This window comes from Rhodopila sp., from assembly GCF_965277825.1.
In the GTDB taxonomy this organism is placed as follows: Bacteria; Pseudomonadota; Alphaproteobacteria; order Acetobacterales; family Acetobacteraceae; genus Rhodopila.
This window is the reverse complement of sequence record NZ_OZ255846.1, coordinates 1366305-1382632: the sequence shown is the minus strand read 5'-3', so window position 1 is coordinate 1382632 and position 16328 is coordinate 1366305. Positions and strand designations below refer to the sequence as shown.

Here is a 16328-nt window from a genome sequence, read left to right as displayed (position 1 = left end):
TTGTCGTTCGCTTGCACGGCGCCGGGCGCGCTGCCAGGGTCCGGCCGACATGACCGATATACTCACCGTGGTGGCGCAGCGCGAGGCGACCAGCCTGACACCGGCTTTGCTAAACCAAATCCGCAACGCGGTTCGCGGCGCCCCCCCGGTCGTGCTGTCGGCCGGCGAAGCAGCGGACATTCCGCTGTCGGTGCCGCTGGATGCGCTCGCGCTGCATCAGGCGGTCGGGGACAAGCCAATCGATGCGATCGTGACCAAAAGTCGCGGCCGGCGGAAGGCGCTTTTGATCGCCGATATGGATAGCACAATCATAACCGGCGAAACACTCGATGAACTCGCCGGCCACGCCGGGATCGGCGAGCGGATCGCGGCGATCACGCGGCGGGCGATGAACGGGGAGCTCGATTTCAAGGCCGCGCTGCGTGAGCGCGTGGCGATGCTCAAGGGTCTGGATCTGGCGGCGCTGGAGACCACCTGGCAGCAGATCCGGCTGACGCCTGGGGCGGCTGAGCTGGTGGCGACGATGCGGGCCCACGGCGCGCTGACCGCGCTGGTGTCCGGCGGGTTCAGCTTCTTTACCGCCCGGGTAGCAGCCAAGCTTGGCTTCGATGTGCATCGGTCGAACCGGCTGCTGGACGATGGCGCGAGCCTGACCGGGCAGGTGGCGGAGCCGATCCTCGACCGCGACAGCAAGCTGGCGGCGTTGCACGATCTTGCCGGCCAGCGCGGGGTCCGGCTGCATGCCACGCTGGCCGTCGGCGATGGGGCGAACGACCTCGATATGATCGCCGCCGCCGGGCTCGGCGTGGCGTTTCATGCCAAGCCGGTGGTGGCGAACCAGGCCCGAACCAGGGTTGAGCACGCCGATTTGCGCGCGTTGCTATTCGCCCAAGGTTACCCGGCCTCGGCGTTCGTGGTTTCGCGATGCGATCGGCGCCCGTAAACCGGCGCCGGCGCGGAGACGGTTGGGCTCCGGTCCCGATGCCCGTCAGCGCTTCGCTCCGAAGTGCTCAGCACAGTTCTGAAACCCAGGCTTTGCGGGCTGACGCCCCGTTTGAAGATCGGCGCATCGCTTCGTATCCTGTCAGGCCTCGCCGCGCTGCTCGAGCGGTCAGCGGCGATCGACAAACCGGGGTGACGCGGCCTGTTACCGTGTCGCAATAAAGAACATTCGGGGAAACGGCAGCAGCACGGACCCGTCCGGCAAGGTCGGGTAGGCACCAATGAGCGCTGCCTTGTAAGCCGACAGAAACCCCGTGGTCTCGGCTTCATCGAGCGGTGCCAGGAAGGGCCGCAATCCGCTGCCCTTGAACCATTCGATCACCGCGTCGGTTCCGCCCGCCAGCACGTGGTGATAGGTGGTGCGCCACACATCGACCCGCGCCGCGTGCGGCCGCAGCAGAGCGTAGTAGCGTTCGGCCGGCAAACGCGGTGCCCGGCTGTCGGCGGCGCCGGACAACTTGCCCGACCAGCGGCCGTCCGCCGCCACCTCGCGCATCAGCCGGTGCGCCGGCTCATCCAGGTTGTCCGGAATCTGAACCGCCAGACTTCCACCGGTTGCCAGCTTTGCGACCAGCCGGGGCATCAGCGCCGCGTGGTTCGGCAGCCACTGCAGCGACGCATTGGCCAGGATCACGTCGAACCGGTCGGGCGCATCCCAGGCAGCGATATCGGCCAAGTCGAACCGCAGTTTCGGCAGCCGTTGCCTGGCGGCCTCGATCATGTCGGGGGAACTGTCCAAACCCAGGATCTCGGCGGCCGGAAACCGTGCGGCCAGGACCTCGGTGGAGTTTCCCGGCCCGCATCCGAGATCGACCGCATGGCGCATCTGGGCTGCCGGGATGGCGCCGACCAGATCGCGCACCGGGCGGGTGCGCTCCTGTTCGAAGCTGGCGTACTGCGAGGCCGACCAGGACATCGCCTCTATCCGGGCTGCTTGTCCTTGCCGGCCGGGGCCTTGGAAAGCGACAGCGGCACATACTGCACGCCGCCCTCGCGCTGGATCAGCATCAGCACGAACTTGCGGTCGGCCTTGCGGGCCGCGTCCACCTGCTTGCGGACATCGTCGGGTGAGGTGACCTCGCCCTGCTGCACCTCCATGATGACATCGCCCGGCTTCAGTCCACGTTCGGCCGCCGGCGTGTTGGGCGAAACGTCGGTTATGACCACGCCCTTTTGAGTGTCCTGCAGTTGGAACTTGTCCTTCAGATCCTGACTGACCGGCGCGATCTTGAGCCCCAGCCCTGAAATCGCCGTCGGCTTGGTGGCGTCGGCCGGCTTGGTCGCATCAGCCGAGGCAAGCTGGTCGTCGGCCGGGCGCTCCGCCAGGACCGTCTGTACCGTCATTTCCTTGCCGTCGCGCCACAACACCACCGGCACGTCCTTGCCGACCACGGCGTCGGCCACGATGCGCGGCAGGTTGTGCATCTCCTTCACGTCCTGGCCGTCGAATTTCAGGATGACGTCGCCACTGTGGATCTTCGCCTTTTCGGCCGGGCCGCCGTCGGTGATGCCGGCCACCATGGCGCCGGAGGCGTCCTTCAGTCCAAGGCTCTCGGCGATATCGGGGGTCACTTGCTGGATCTTCACGCCTAGCCAGCCGCGCCGCGCATGACCATACTGCTTCAACTGGGCGACGGTGTTCTTCGCCATGTTGGACGGGATCGAGAAGCCGATCCCGATCGAACCGCCGGACGGTGAGAAGATCGCCGTGTTGATGCCGATCACCTGGCCATTCATGTTGAACAGCGGGCCGCCCGAGTTGCCGCGGTTGATCGCGGCGTCGGTCTGGATGAAGTCGTCGTATTGGCCCTGATGGATATCACGCCCGCGAGCCGAGACGATGCCCGCGGTGACGGTGCCACCCAGGCCGAACGGGTTGCCGATCGCCAGCACCCAGTCGCCGACGCGGGACTGGCTGGAGTCACCGAAATCGACCGTCGGCAGCGGCTTGTCGGACTTCACCTTCAGCAACGCGATATCGCCGCTTTCGTCGCGTCCGACAATATCGGCCTTCAAGGTGGTATTGTCCTGCAGCGTGACTGACACCTCGTCGGCGCCCTCGATCACGTGGTTATTGGTCACCACGTAGCCCGACGAATCGACGATGAATCCCGAACCGAGGCTCTGCGCCCGGCGTGGCGGCGGCGGATTGTCGCCGCCATTGCCCCCTTGGCCTGGACGATTGCGATTGAGGAAGTCCTTGAAGAACTGCTCGAACGGCGAACCCGGCGGGAACATCGGCATCTCCGGACCGGCACCGGGGCCGCCGTTCTTCGCGGTGATCGTCTGGCTGGAGGACACGTTGACCACGGCGGGCAGCAGTTTCGCCGCCAGATCGGCGAAACTGTCAGGCGCGGGGCGCGCAAGTGCCGATTGTTCCGGCGACAGGGCCGGGGTCGCCAGCGCGAAGGATGCACCCAGCAGGACGGCGCGGGCAACGGTGGAGCGGAGTAGGCGCATGATAGGTTTCCCTGGCGAATTAGCCGCATATGATCCGGAATTCAGATACTAGTATCCTGAGGGCAAGGTTCGCCATAGCAGGCTAAGCCAACCTCCCGCCACCAGCGCTTGTTCTCAGTGGCCTGCTTATTGTCCGAGTTCACCACGTGCGGCGGCGGACTTCAGGGCAGGACACTAGCAACTTATCCAGCGAAACACACGCGGAGTTCCGCCCAATCCGCATCGTGAGGCGTTCGGCTAGCGCTTTTTCCGTTTCCGCGGCTCATCGGAAAAGCTCCAGGATATTATTTTCGCGCATTGTCACCCGGTCAGGGAAGCAACTCCGGACGGGATCTGCACTATGGCGACGGACTAGCCGGGGGCGCCTGCAGCAGGCGCAGATAATCGTTGTCCGGGCTGATCACCAGCCGAGCCTTGCCGCTTTCGAAAATATCGTGATAGCCCTGCAAGGTGCGCCAGAACGAGAAGAACGCCGGGTCCTGGCCGAACGCCTTGGCATAGACCGCGGTCGCCTGGCCCTCGCCTTCACCGCGCAGGTTGTCGGCGGTAGCCTTGGCGTCAGCCACCAAGACAGTGCGCTCGCGTTCGGCGTCGGCCTTGATCTTTTGCGAGGCCTCGGCGCCCTCGGCTCTGGCCTGGGCGGCGACGCGCTGGCGTTCGGATTGCATCCGCGACAGGATCGCATCGGTGTTTTCCTTCGGCAGGTCAGCGCGCCGGATACGGACGTCGACGATGGTGACGCCAAAGTTCGCCATCTCGGTGTTCACCTGGCCGCGGATGGTCGACATGATGTGCTCGCGGTCCGCCGACAGCACATCGAGCAGCTTGTTGTTGCCCAGCACCCGCCGCAGGCTCCCGGTGACCACCGAATTCAACCGGCCGCGGATATTGTCCGCGATCGGCCCGATGGCCTGGTAGAAGCGCAGCGGATTGGTAATGCGAAACACGGTGAAGGTGTCGATGATCAGACGGCGCTGGTCGCCGAGAATGACTTCCTCGCCCGGCAGTTCCACCGACAGCAGGCGGTTATCGAAGCTGATGACGTTCTGCGCGATCGGCCATTTGGCATGCAGGCCGGGGTCCTCGATCGGGCGCACCACCTTGCCGAATTGCAGCACCAATGCCTGCTCGGTCTGGGTGACGATGAACAGGCTGCCGCTGAGGATGACGCCCAGCACAACCAGCAACGCGATGGCGGCGATGCCGATGCGGTTCATCGGCCCGGTCCCACCGAGGCGGACGAGGCCGGGGCGGCGGGTTTCGCCGGTGTCGGCGGTGGCACGTTTAGCGGCAGGAACGGCACCAGCCCCTTCAGCTTGTCGTCAACGACCAGCGGTTGGGCGTGCGCCAGCACGTCCTCCATGGTGTCCAGATACATCCGGCGTACGGTAACGTCCTTGGCCTTTTCGTAAGCTTTCAGCACGCTGTCGAACTGCTGCGCCTGACCGTTCGCCTGAGCCACCGAGGCGGCCTTGGCGCCCTGGCCTTCGGCGACGATGCGGGCCGCCTCGCCACGCGCGCGGGGCACGATGTCGTTGCGGTAGGATTCAGCCTCGTTGCGCATCCTCTCGGCGTCGGTGTTGGCGCGCTGGACATCGCGGAAACTTTCGATGACCGCCGCCGGCGGATCGACCTTCTGCAACTGGACCTGGGTGATTTCCACCCCGGCCTTGTAGCGGTCGAGGATTTCCTGGGTCTGCTTCAACACGTCAGCCTCGATCTGGCCGCGCAACGGACCCAGCACGGGCTGGATCGGCGAGCGGCCGATCACCTCCCGCATCGAGCTTTCGGCCACGGCGCGCACCAGGGTTTCCGGGTTGGCGGTATTGAACAGGAAGGCCGCCGCGTCGCTGATCCGCCAGAACACCGCGACGTCGATGTCGATGATGTTCTCATCGCCAGTCAGCATGAGGCTTTCGGCCAGGACTTGGCGGCTGGGGGCCTCCTGGCCGGCCTCGATGTTGCCGCTGGGGGTCGAACGGTAGCCAATTTCGGTGCGGTTGATCCGGGTGACGGTGGGAAGCTCGACCGACTCGACCGGCCAGGGCAGATGCCAGTGCAGGCCGGGCGGTGTCCAATACGCGTAGGCGCCGAACCGCATTACGACCCCCTGTTCGTCGGGCTGCACGCGGTAAAATCCGCTGGCGAACCAGACAACGACCACGAGCAGCAGCAGAAACACCACGCCGCGGCCGTTGCCGAAGCTGCCGAACGGGCCGCCGCTGGACCGTCCGCCGGACCCGCCGCCCATCAGGGCGCGGATGAAGCCCTGCACCTGGGCGATGATGCGGTCGAGGTCGGGGGCGCCGCCGCCGAACGGACCTCCCCCGCTGCCGAACGGGCCGCCGGGGCGCGGGCCGCGTGGCGGCGGCCCTGATGACTTGCCCTCAGCGCCACGGCCCGGTCCGCGATCCGGGTCGGCGCGATCGCCGCCGTCATTCCCGCCTTTACTTCCCCAAGGGCCTTGCGTCGGTTTCTTGTCGCCGTCTCCGCCCGACGAGCCGGGACCAGACGAGCCGGGCGGATTGCCCCATGGACCGGGACCGCCGTTTTTCCAAGACATCCGGAGTGGCTCCTGTCGAATCGCCCAATGGAATCGCCCAATGGAATTGCCTAGTGCGCGAGCCGTTGGCGGAAACGGTATGCTGCGCCATATCGTTGTGGACAGGCGCATGCGGCGCGGTGCTTATCCGCCGGCCGTCCCAGGTTTGCAAGATGAGGGTTCACAAGTCCATGGCCGAGACTTCCGTGGAGGCTCTGCGCACCGCGCTGCGGGCGATCAAGGACCCAGCCTCGGGGCAGGACATCGTCACCGCCGGCCTGGTTGAGGCGATCGAGGTTCGCGGCGGTCTGGTGCAGACGACGTTGCTGACCGATCGCGCCCATGCCGCGGCAATGGAGCCGGTGCGGCGAGAGGCCGAAGCGCTGCTGCTGCGCCAGCCAGGTGTGACCAATGCCACCGCGATCCTGACCGCGCACAAGCCGCCAACTGCCGCCGCGGCGGGCCGCCCAACTGCCTCTGGAGCGGCCCCTGGGGCGGGACCGGGGCATGCGCACCGGGCGCCCGGCGGCAAGCCGGCGCTGCTGCTGCCGGAGGTGAAGGCGATCGTCGCCGTCGCATCGGGCAAGGGTGGCGTCGGCAAATCCACCGTCGCGGTCAATCTGGCGGTGTCGTTGGCACGGCAGGGCCACAAGGTCGGCCTGCTGGACGCCGATATCTACGGCCCCAGCCTGCCGCGCATGGTCGGGCTCAACCGCAAGCCGCAGGTGCGCGGCGACAAGATGATCCCGCTGCAGGCGTGGGGATTGTCCTGCATGTCGATCGGCTTCCTGGTGGATGAGGAAACTCCGATGATCTGGCGCGGCCCGATGGTAATGGGCGCGCTGGAACAGATGATGGGGCAGGTCGAATGGGGGCCGCTCGACGTCATCGTGGTGGACATGCCGCCCGGCACCGGGGACGCGCAATTGACCATGGCCCAGCGGGTCGCGCTGACCGGTGCGGTGATCGTCTCGACGCCGCAGGACATCGCCCTGATCGACGCCCGCCGCGGTGTGCGCATGTTCGAGAAGACCAAGGTGCCGGTGCTCGGCCTGGTGGAAAACATGAGCTTTTACTGCTGCCCGAATTGCGGCCATCGCGCCGAGATCTTCGGGCATGGCGGGGCGAAGGTCGAGGCGGCCCGGCTGGGTACGGAATTTCTCGGCGAGATTCCGTTGCTCTTGGACATTCGCACCGCCTCTGACGCCGGCACTCCGATCGCCGCGTCGGCACCTGAAAGCGAGGCGGCCAAGGCTTACGCCACCCTGGCCGCACGGGTTTGGCAGAAATTGTCTGGCGCCACGGCCGCGCGCGGCAGCGGGCCCCGGATCGTCATCGACTGACCGGGCTTTGACTGGCCGGGCTTTGACTGGCCGGGCTGTGATTGGCCGGGCTTTGACTGGCTGAGCTGGCTGAAGGCGCTACGGTTGCTGGCCTGGCCGAGGCTGGGGGCGTGGCGCGGGTGGGGCGGCATGCGGCGGCTCCGGCCGAACCATGGCCGGTGCCGGGCGCGGCGGTTCGACATGCGGCACCGGGGGCGCGGGCCGCGGAAGTTCGACACGCGGCACCGGGGGCGCGGGCCGCGGAAGTTCGACACGCGGCACCGGCGGCGCGGGCCGCGGCGGCTCGGCGTGAGGCGCAATGGGCGCGACGTGCTGCGGCTCCGGGCGCACTACGGCTGGAACCGGGCGCGCTGGCTCCGGCCGCGGCGCGGTCTGTGCGGGACGCGGCGGCTCGGGATGGGCGACGGCGGGCGCGGCTTGGCGCGGCGGCTGTCCTGGGGTCACAACCCGCGGCACGGCGGCAGCCGACGTTCCCGGACGTGGCTGCGGCGCGGGGTACGGCTCGGTCCGAGGCGCGACGTTCGGCGCCCCCGGCACATTAGGACCCACTGGACGCAGCGCGCCTGGGATCGTGCCAGGCCTGACCACGTTCGGCTGTCCAAGGCGCGGCTCGGTCGGTGCGACCCCGGCAGGATGGCCGGGCGCCGGAGCGGTGACGTCCTCCGGACGAACGCCAGTCGGACGCCCTTGCTCGCCTGGTCTGCCGGCGGCGGGCACCAGGGCCGGCCGGGCGAAGCCGGGGCGGCCGGGGGCTTGGGCGCGAACAGTGGGACCCGGCGCCGGGTGCGCCATCGCGGCCGGGGCCAGATTCAGCTGACGCGCGACCACAGGCGTGACCCCGGCCGTCGTCGCGATCGGCCGCAGCGGTTGCTGCCCGAAGATCGGACGCGCGGCGGCGAATTGTTGCGCTGTCACCGGCCGAGCCACCGCCTGCACCGGGCGCGAGGCGGTCATCGCAGCGCCCGGGATGGATGTCGCCGCCGCTCGGTTGACATAATTATTGATCGTAACGCTGTTGTTCCGGATGTTGGTCAGATTGGTGACGTGAGATACATTGACCTGCCGAACGTAGTTGTTCGATGCATGATACCAAGGGTGAAATTCCTCCCGCGGGCCCAGCGGTACCCAGCCGATCGAACCCGAGGCCAGTGCCGCGCCCAATGCCACGCCGGCGCCGATGCCGATGAAGCTTACCAGCGCCGGCGCATAGACCGGCGGCCTGGCGATGGCGACCGCACCCGGTGTCCAGGCCCAGCGGTCGCCGATCCGCAGCCAGCGTCCATAATGGAATGGTGCGAAACCCCAGGAAGCATCGTCGACCCAGGTCCAGCCCCACGGTGCGACATAGGCCCAATGGCCCTCGCGGTATGGCACCCAGTTCGCCGACACCGGCGGGTACCAGACCTCACCGTAGTCCGGCGCCTGGCTCCAGCTTCCGGTGCCGATCAGATCGCTGCCACCGGGCATCGCAACGACCTGGGCCGGGATAGCCGATGCCGGCGCCGGGGGCGGTCGTTCCGCGTTCAGGCGTTCGGTCAGGAACGCGTCGCGCTGCGCCGGACCGACGCTGCCCTGGAAACTGTCCGTCCCGGAGATCGTGGCGCTCTGGTTGGCGGCCACCTGCAGCGACACGCCGGGCCCGTCGATCTGGGCGGACCCATCCAGCACGGTAATCAACGTCGGCTGGTCGGTAGTGCCGACGATGATGTCGTAACGTCCGTTGCTACCCAGCCGGACCTGTCCGCGCGGAGTCTGGATTGACCACACCTCGTTGGGCGCCAGTTCGCGCAGGTGAAGATAGACCTCGCCCTGGGTGGCGACGCCTTGCAACCCGGCGGCGTCCAGCGCGGCCACGTCGAACTCGGTCGCCCCGGCCATGGCGATGCGGCTGGCAGAGACTTCCAGTTGCGCCTCGGATGATGCCTCGGTCCAGAACGAATTGCCGCTGCTGACCGGATAGTTCTGGGTCGCCGCGCTCCACTGCGTGTCGCCGGGGTTATGAAACGAGACCGGACCGGTCATGACGGCGATCCGACCGACCCGTTCGGGTGGGTCGGCCTGGTTGAGATCGGGGCGGCCCTGACCCGGTGCCGGCAGCGCCGGGGGTGCCGGCTGGGCCACCGCGCGCGATGGCAGCGTGGCATCCCACAGCAGCGCGGTCAGCGCGGTGGTCGCGGTCAGGCGGAACAAGCGGCCATTTTGTTGCATCGTATCGAATCCGATCACTTTGAACTGAACCGAGTTTTGCCGGAAACGATGGCAAAACGACGTCCGATTTGCGGCGCTGATGACGGGCCGAGCGATAATACCAGCCGCCACTGAAGACGACTCTCGCTAGATTTCTCGGCCCCCCGATTCTCAAGACCGCGAAAGTACGATTCGCTCTCGCTGCAGCATCGATTCGCTGCATTGGAGGACGCGATGAGCGCAGCGATCAAAATTACTCGCATCGACCACGCGCCGGCGGAACTGCGTGCCCTGGCGGCGAAGAGCGACGACGCCGGCCAGGCCCGGCGGCTGTTGGCAATCGCGATGATCCACGACGGGGTCTCGCGGCTTGATGCCGCGCGCCAGGCGGGCATGGACCGTCAGACCCTGCGCGACTGGGTGCATCGTTATAACCATGCCGGCCTTGACGGCCTGGTGTCGCGCAAGCCACCGGGGGCGCGCGCCAAACTGAGCGAGGCGCAGATGGCGGAACTGCGCGAGCTGGTGATCGCCGGGCCTGATCCGAACATCCATAAGGTCATCCGCTGGCGCTGTGTCGATCTGCGCGCCGAGGTGACAAGGCGGTTCTCGGTCACCGTACCCGAACGCACGATCGGCAAGTGGCTGCACAAACTGAAGCTCACCCAGCTGCAGCCGCGGCCGTATCATCCCAGGAAGGATGCGGCGGCGCAGGAGGCTTTTAAAAAAACTTCGGTGCCAGCCTGAAGCAAGCCCTGAACGGCTGCACCGCGGCCACGCCGGTGGAGATCTGGTTCCAGGATGAGGCCAGGGTCGGGCAGAAAGGCTCGCTCAGTTATGTCTGGGCGCCGGTCGGTTCGCGTCCGCCGATGCTGCGCGACAACCGCCACGACACCGCCTACATCTTTGGCGCGATCTGTCCGGCACGCGGTGTCGGCGCGGCGATCATCGCGCCAGCCGCCAACATGGAATGCATGAACCTGCACCTCGCCGAGATCAGCACGCAGGTCGCGCCCGGCTCGATCGCGGCGATTATCTGTGACGGCGCCGGGTGGCATCAGCGCGGCGGCGACATCAAGCTGCCCGACAACATCGTGCTGTTGCCGCTGCCGCCCTACGCCCCGGAACTTAACCCGATGGAGAATGTCTGGGATTACCTTCGCGCCAACAAACTCTCCGCCTGCGTATGGGACAGCTACGACGAGATCCTCGAGGCTTGCGCAGAGGCCTGGAACTGGCTGGTCGATGATCCAGATCGAATTCGATCCATTGGCACCAGGGAGTGGGCAACAGTCAGTGTCTAGGGCGGCTGGTATAACACCGGGAGTGTAACCATGGCCAGCCTGGAATATCGTGCCATACGATACCATTCGGCTGGATGGGGGTCTTGCCCGCGCTACAATTGTTCGCGCCCGGGCCCCCGGTTTTAGCCGTCCGATCCTGACGACGATGGCTACGCCCACGCCCGGTGGCTAGACCTGGACGCTGGCCGCGAGCGGCCCCGAGTTCAGAGTCCGGCCCGGTCCAGCCGCAGAATCGCCCGGGCGCAGGCTTGTGCCCGCGGCACCAGGCTGTCGATCCGCAGGAACTCGTCGGGGCTGTGGGCCTCGCCGCCGACCGGGCCAACGGCACAGATCGTCGGCGCGCCGACCGCCGCGGTGAAGCCCGAATCGGCGCATCCGCCGGTGAACTCGCCGTCGGTGCGGAAGCCCGACGCCGCGGCCGCTTCGACGTAGAGCTCGAACAGGCGGCCGGCGGATGCACTTTGGGTCAGCGGCAGGAATTCACCCCGCACCGTTAATTTGGTTCGGGTGCCGGGAACGAAGCTGCGGTCAATGATTGCCCCGATGCGCGCCATGATGTCGTCCTTGTCGGTCGGGTCGACGTAGCGCAGGTCGATCTGCCCCTCGGCCCAGGGGGCGACGGTGTTGACGCTCTGGCCACCGCTGACCAGGCCGACATTCAGGGTGATGCCGCGATCCGCGTCGGTCAGTGCGTGGATCGCCTGGATCTTGTGGGCCAGTTCCTCGATCGCACTGATCCCGGCGGCGAAGTTGCCGCCCGAGTGCGCCGCCTTGCCGCTGATGCGGAATGCCATGAACACGCCGCCCTTGCGGCCGGTGACGACATTGCCCGAAACGCGGCCTGGTTCGCTGTTGAAAACCACCCTGGCGCGGCGGGCTTCGGCCTCGATGACCGGGCGGCCTTCCGGGGATCCGATCTCCTCGTCGCCGGTGAACAGGCCGACCAGCGGGGCGGGGGCGCCGCCGAAGCGGGCAAAGGCGGCGAGGATGAAGCAGTTCATCGTCAGCCCGGCCTTCATGTCGGCGACGCCCGGACCATAGGCCACGCCGTCGCGGATGGTGAACGGTCGGCGGGTCGTTTCGCCGTCGGGAAACACCGTGTCGCGATGGCCCATCAGCACGATATTGCGCCCGGCATTGCCTTCGCCGGCGTGGCCCGGCAGCGTGGCGCGCAAGCAGTCGCCGTGGCGGCTTTGCGTCAGGGTTTCGACCTTCAGTCCATGGTTTTCGAGAAACCGGCAGATCACCGCCCCGACCGCGTCGATGCCTGCTTTATTATAGCTGCCGCTGTCGATCGCGACCATGTTGCCGAGCAGCGCGACCATGGCATCTTGCTGAGTGCTGAGCCAGGCGGTGATTTCGGACTCGGACATCGCCCCTGACCTCCATCGCGGTAAAGCGACAGCGTCTCTTATGTGATCGACCGGCACAAGGGGAGTCCGGAGAGGACCAGTCCAACATGGCCGGTCTCAGACAGTGACTTTGAAAGGACGTTCCGGCCTGCGATCGGATGTCGTTGGGTCGAGCCCGGATCAGACAGTCAGGCCGCGACCTTTCTTGACGACTTTTTGGCGTCCCCCGATGCGTGCGCCATGATGTTGCGCAGATCACGCAGAAAGGCAGACCCCTTGGTCGTGCGCTGCACCAGCACGCTGCGGCGATCCAGCGGATCCACCTTGCGGCGGGCAAAGTCCAGTTCGCCCAGGCGATCAAGGGCGCGCGTGATCGCCGGCTTCGACACCTTGAGCGCCGAGGCAAGGCCGCGAACCGTGTGGCCGCCTTCGTTCAGATAGCAGGTCAGGAACACACCCAGTTGGCGAGCCGACAAATCGGCGCCGTCGCGACGCACCAGTGCGACCACCGTATCGCGCAGCAGGCCCACTTGCGCATCCGAAACCGGGTTGGGAGGAGATGCCACGTCAGTATCCTTTCTGGGGCGGGGAGCAAACCGAATATCACTCGTTACGCTGACAAATGGTTCGGTGTCAACCTTATTACAGTTTGCGATCTCAGCACCAAATCACAACGGTGTGAAAACAATGTCTCGTGCCGGGTGCAGTCAACCTTTTTGCTTGGCCAAAGCAAACAAGGCTCGCATCCCCATTGCCTCGCCGCCTTCCGGACGTCCGGGTCGTGATTGATCGTTCCATGCGTAGAGATCGAGATGCAGCCACGGCACCCCAGGTTTCACGAAGCGTTGCAGATATAGTGCCGCGACTATGGATCCAGCCATCGGCTTCGATGACACATTGTTCACATCGGCAACGGAGCTCTTCAGCCAATCATCGTATCCCGGCCATAACGGCAGTCGCCAGAGCGGATCGTGCACCGCTCCGGCCAGTCGCGACAGCGCCTCTGCGGTTGCGTCGTCGTTGCTGAACATTGCCGGCAGGTCGGGACCCAGGGCGGTGCGCGCAGCGCCGGTCAAGGTTGCGCAATCCACCAGCAGGGATGGGTTCTCGTCGGATGCTTCATCCAGCAGGTCGCACAGCACCAGCCGGCCCTCGGCATCGGTGTTGCCGATCTCGACCGTCAGCCCGGACCGCGTCCGCACCACGTCGGATGGCCGCATCGCTGTTCCGGAGACGGAATTTTCCACGCAGCCGATCCGCACCGCCAGCCGAAGCGGCAGATCCGCCTCCATGATCAGGCGCGCCAGGCCCAGAACGGTCGCGGCGCCCCCCATGTCCTTCTTCATCCGCAACATGCCGGCCGACGGCTTCAGGTCGTAGCCGCCGGTGTCGAAACAAACACCCTTGCCACAGAGCGACAGCAATGGCGCGTTGTCTCCGGCGGCGCTGCCGCGCCAGCGGAAGCTGACCACTCGAGGCGGTCGCTCCGATCCGCGCCCGACGGCGGCGATTGTCGGATAGGCCTGCTCCAGGGCGACGCCGGCCGACAGCTCGCACTCGGCACCGTGGCGTTCCGCCATCGATACGGTAAATTCGGCCAGTTCGACCGGCCCCAGAACATTGGCCGGCGTGTTGATCAGGTCGCGGACCATCCAGGTCGCGGATGCCTGCGACAGACTCGTTTCGTGCCCACGCGGAACAAACAGCGATGCCGGCTTGCGCCGCGGCGAGCGAAAGCCGCTGTAACTATACGCGCCCAGACAATAGCCAAGGATCGCCGTCGCCTGATCGTAATCACCTGGTTCCAGGCGCCAGGCAATGGTTTCCGGCAACTGCATCGACAGGCCGCCATAGACCAATAATGACGCATCGTTGCCGATCCCAAGTGCCGCACCGGCCACGCCATCGTGACCAGGCAACAACCGGAGTTCGTCCGGCTTGGCGGCGAACCCGCTTTCGCGCAGGAATCCGGCCTGCGCCGGCGGTAGCGTTTCGAGAAACCCGGCGAGCCCGTCGGGCCGCACGACATGAACCGGCCGCGCGCCATCAGGTGTATCGATGACGAAATCAAGCTTCTGGTCAAGCATGGACGATGCTCCTCGATATCAGGTCAGATAGGTAACCGGCCGGTGCTGTCACCCGACCGGTCGACCTGTAACGAGGATTACGTCGCGCGGCGATCGTGAACTACCCCAGGCTGCCGGCCAGCAGCGTGGTGACCCGCCTGGCGAATGCGCTGGCGTCGGCCGGAAGATCGCCTTCTTGCACCTGCGCCAGATCCAGCAGCGTCTCCGATGCCTCGGCGATCAGCGCGGTATTGTCCAGCCTCGCCGACAACGCCTCGATCAGCTTGTGCCGGGGATTGATCTCCAGCACCGGCTTCGACGGCATCATCGCGCGTCCGGCCCGCCGCATCAGCCGCTGCATCGCCAGGTCCGGGCCGCGGCCGTCGGATGCCAGCACGACGGCGCTGTCGGTCAGGCGGGCGGTGGAACGGACATCGGATACCTTGCTGTCGAGCGCCGACTTGATCGCCGCCAGCAGCGGCGAAATGTCCGGCTGGTCGTCGCCCTTGCCCAGGTCCTCCGCGGCCTGGGTGACGCTGCGCAGCTTCTTGCCCTCGAAGCTGTCGAGCCGTTCGGGCCAGAACGAGTCGATCGAATCAGCCATCAGCAGCACTTCGATGCCCTTGGCGCGGACGCCCTCGAGTTGTGGCGAGGTCTTCAGCGCGTCGGCATGTTCGCCGGACAGGTAGTAGATCGTGTCCTGGCCGTCCTGCATGCGCGATATATAGTCCGGCAGCGAAGTCCAGCCGTCCTGGGTCGAGGACTTGAAGCGCAGCAGCGGTGCGATCTCGGGCCGGTGTTCGGCGTCCTCCCAGACACCTTCCTTCAGGATCGGGCCGAAATTCTCCCAAAACTTGTTGTAATCGTCGGCGTCCTTGGTGCGGGTCTTCAGTTCCGCCACCACCCGGCCGATCAGCGCCTTGCGGATGCGCGCCAGCACCGGCGTGGTCTGCAGCATCTCCCGCGAAACGTTCAGCGGCAGGTCCTCGGTATCGACCACGCCGCTGACGAAGCGCAGCCAATGCGGCAGCAGTTCGGCCTTGTCGGTGATGAACATGCGCCGGACGTGCAGCCGCACATGCGCGTCTCGGTCGTTGTCCACCGGATCGAACGGTTTGGCGCCGGGGATGAACAGCAGGCAGAAATACTCCAACGTGCCTTCCGCCCGCCAATGCAGCGTGGCCCAGGGGTCGTCGAAGAAATGCCCGAGGTGGCGGTAGAATTCCTTATAGGACTGCTCGGTCGTTTCGGACTTGGCCTTGCGCCACAGCGCGGTGCCCTCGTTGGCCGGCTGGTCCTTGCCGTCCTGCGCCACGGTGATCGGCAGGGTGATGTGATCGGCCCATTTGCGGATCACCGTCTCCAGCCGCACCGGTTCAAGATACTCCGACGCGTCGGACTTCAGGTGCAGCACGATATCGGTCCCGGGCTGCTCGCGGCTGGCCGGGGTCAGGGTGAACTGGCCGGCGCCCTCGGATGCCCAGGTGAAGGCGTCCTCGCTGCCGGCCTTGCGCGAGGTGACCTCGACGCGGTCGGCCACCATGAAGGCGGAATAGAAGCCGACACCGAACTGGCCGATCAGGTTGGGACGATCTTCCGGTTCGGTCGCCGCCAGGTTCTGCGCGAACGCGCGGGTGCCGGAACGAGCGATAGTGCCCAGGTTGTCGATCATCTCCTGGCGGGTCATGCCGATGCCGTCGTCCGAGATCAGCAGCGTGCTGCCCTGCTTGTCGGGCACCACGCGGATCTTGGCATCGGGCGGCGGTGCCAGGTTTGGGTCGGTCAGCGCCTCGAAACGCCGGCGGTCCACCGCGTCGGCCGCGTTGGCCACCAGCTCCCGCAAAAATATTTCGCGCTCGGAATAGAGCGAATGCACCACCAGGTCGAGCAGTCGCCCGACCTCGGCGCCAAATGCGTGTTGCTCTACAACGGTGTCGTCCATGCGTATCCTCCTTGCGGGCGCGATATGCGGTCGCTGTCCAACGGTTTCAATGCGTCGGCGCATCTTAGTCCGGTTCGCCGGCGGGTGTCTGCCGAAGGTTCGGCGGCGGTCCCGGCAGGTAGCAGGCTGG

The 16328-nt window shown here is 66.4% G+C and carries 12 protein-coding genes; 3 read left to right on the top strand and 9 right to left on the bottom strand.

Annotated elements, in window-relative coordinates; genetic code table 11:
* The first annotated feature begins 49 nt into the window (after positions 1 to 49).
* The gene (gene serB / locus ACQY4T_RS07015) at positions 50 to 943 is read left to right on the top strand and encodes a phosphoserine phosphatase SerB (protein WP_428539297.1); all 894 of its coding nucleotides are present in this window, start codon (positions 50 to 52) and stop codon (positions 941 to 943) included.
* A gap of 204 nt (positions 944 to 1147) precedes the next feature.
* Here serB and tam read toward each other — a convergent pair whose 3' ends face one another.
* From tam to hflK, 4 genes are all read right to left on the bottom strand, one after another.
* Positions 1148 to 1918, bottom strand: coding sequence for a trans-aconitate 2-methyltransferase (gene tam / locus ACQY4T_RS07010; RefSeq protein WP_428539294.1), 771 nt, complete (start codon positions 1916 to 1918; stop codon positions 1148 to 1150).
* Positions 1919 to 1923: 5 nt separating this feature from the next.
* Positions 1924 to 3462, bottom strand: a complete 1539-nt coding sequence (locus ACQY4T_RS07005) for a DegQ family serine endoprotease (RefSeq protein ID WP_428539291.1) — start codon at positions 3460 to 3462, stop codon at positions 1924 to 1926.
* A 338-nt stretch (positions 3463 to 3800) separates the two neighbouring features.
* Positions 3801 to 4679, bottom strand: a complete 879-nt coding sequence (gene hflC / locus ACQY4T_RS07000) for a protease modulator HflC (RefSeq protein ID WP_428539288.1) — start codon at positions 4677 to 4679, stop codon at positions 3801 to 3803.
* Positions 4676 to 6025: an FtsH protease activity modulator HflK gene (gene hflK, locus ACQY4T_RS06995; protein ID WP_428539285.1), complete on the bottom strand. Its 1350-nt coding sequence runs from the start codon at positions 6023 to 6025 to the stop codon at positions 4676 to 4678. The genes hflC and hflK overlap by 4 nt, the downstream gene beginning before the upstream one ends.
* Before the next feature lie 170 nt (positions 6026 to 6195).
* On the opposite strand from hflK, the gene ACQY4T_RS06990 reads away from it, so the two are divergent.
* Entirely contained in the window at positions 6196 to 7347 is a 1152-nt protein-coding gene (locus ACQY4T_RS06990; RefSeq protein ID WP_428539282.1) for an Mrp/NBP35 family ATP-binding protein, read from the top strand.
* A 78-nt stretch (positions 7348 to 7425) separates the two neighbouring features.
* On the opposite strand, the gene ACQY4T_RS06985 is transcribed toward ACQY4T_RS06990, so the two are convergent.
* Positions 7426 to 9555 (bottom strand): DUF6600 domain-containing protein, encoded by a 2130-nt coding sequence (locus tag ACQY4T_RS06985; RefSeq protein ID WP_428539279.1) that lies wholly within the window; start codon positions 9553 to 9555, stop codon positions 7426 to 7428.
* Positions 9556 to 9768: 213 nt separating this feature from the next.
* Between ACQY4T_RS06985 and ACQY4T_RS06980 the strand changes: the two genes are divergently transcribed.
* A protein-coding gene (locus tag ACQY4T_RS06980; protein ID WP_428531896.1) for an IS630 family transposase occupies positions 9769 to 10838 on the top strand; the annotation gives its coding sequence in 2 pieces (ribosomal slippage) (positions 9769 to 10258 and positions 10258 to 10838; 1071 coding nt in all).
* A 203-nt stretch (positions 10839 to 11041) separates the two neighbouring features.
* Here the strand turns inward: ACQY4T_RS06980 and ACQY4T_RS06975 are convergent.
* The 4 genes from ACQY4T_RS06975 to htpG form a co-directional block, all read right to left on the bottom strand.
* The gene (locus ACQY4T_RS06975) at positions 11042 to 12211 is read right to left on the bottom strand and encodes a M20 family metallopeptidase (protein ID WP_428539276.1); all 1170 of its coding nucleotides are present in this window, start codon (positions 12209 to 12211) and stop codon (positions 11042 to 11044) included.
* 167 nt (positions 12212 to 12378) lie between these two features.
* Complete coding sequence (locus ACQY4T_RS06970) at positions 12379 to 12756, bottom strand: MarR family transcriptional regulator (protein WP_428539273.1); 378 nt, start codon at positions 12754 to 12756, stop codon at positions 12379 to 12381.
* Positions 12757 to 12897: 141 nt separating this feature from the next.
* A complete protein-coding gene (locus ACQY4T_RS06965; RefSeq protein ID WP_428539270.1) occupies positions 12898 to 14277 on the bottom strand; it encodes a leucyl aminopeptidase family protein in 1380 nt (459 codons plus the stop codon).
* A gap of 100 nt (positions 14278 to 14377) precedes the next feature.
* Positions 14378 to 16198, bottom strand: a complete 1821-nt coding sequence (gene htpG, locus ACQY4T_RS06960; protein WP_428539267.1) for a molecular chaperone HtpG — start codon at positions 16196 to 16198, stop codon at positions 14378 to 14380.
* Positions 16199 to 16328: the final 130 nt, after the last annotated feature.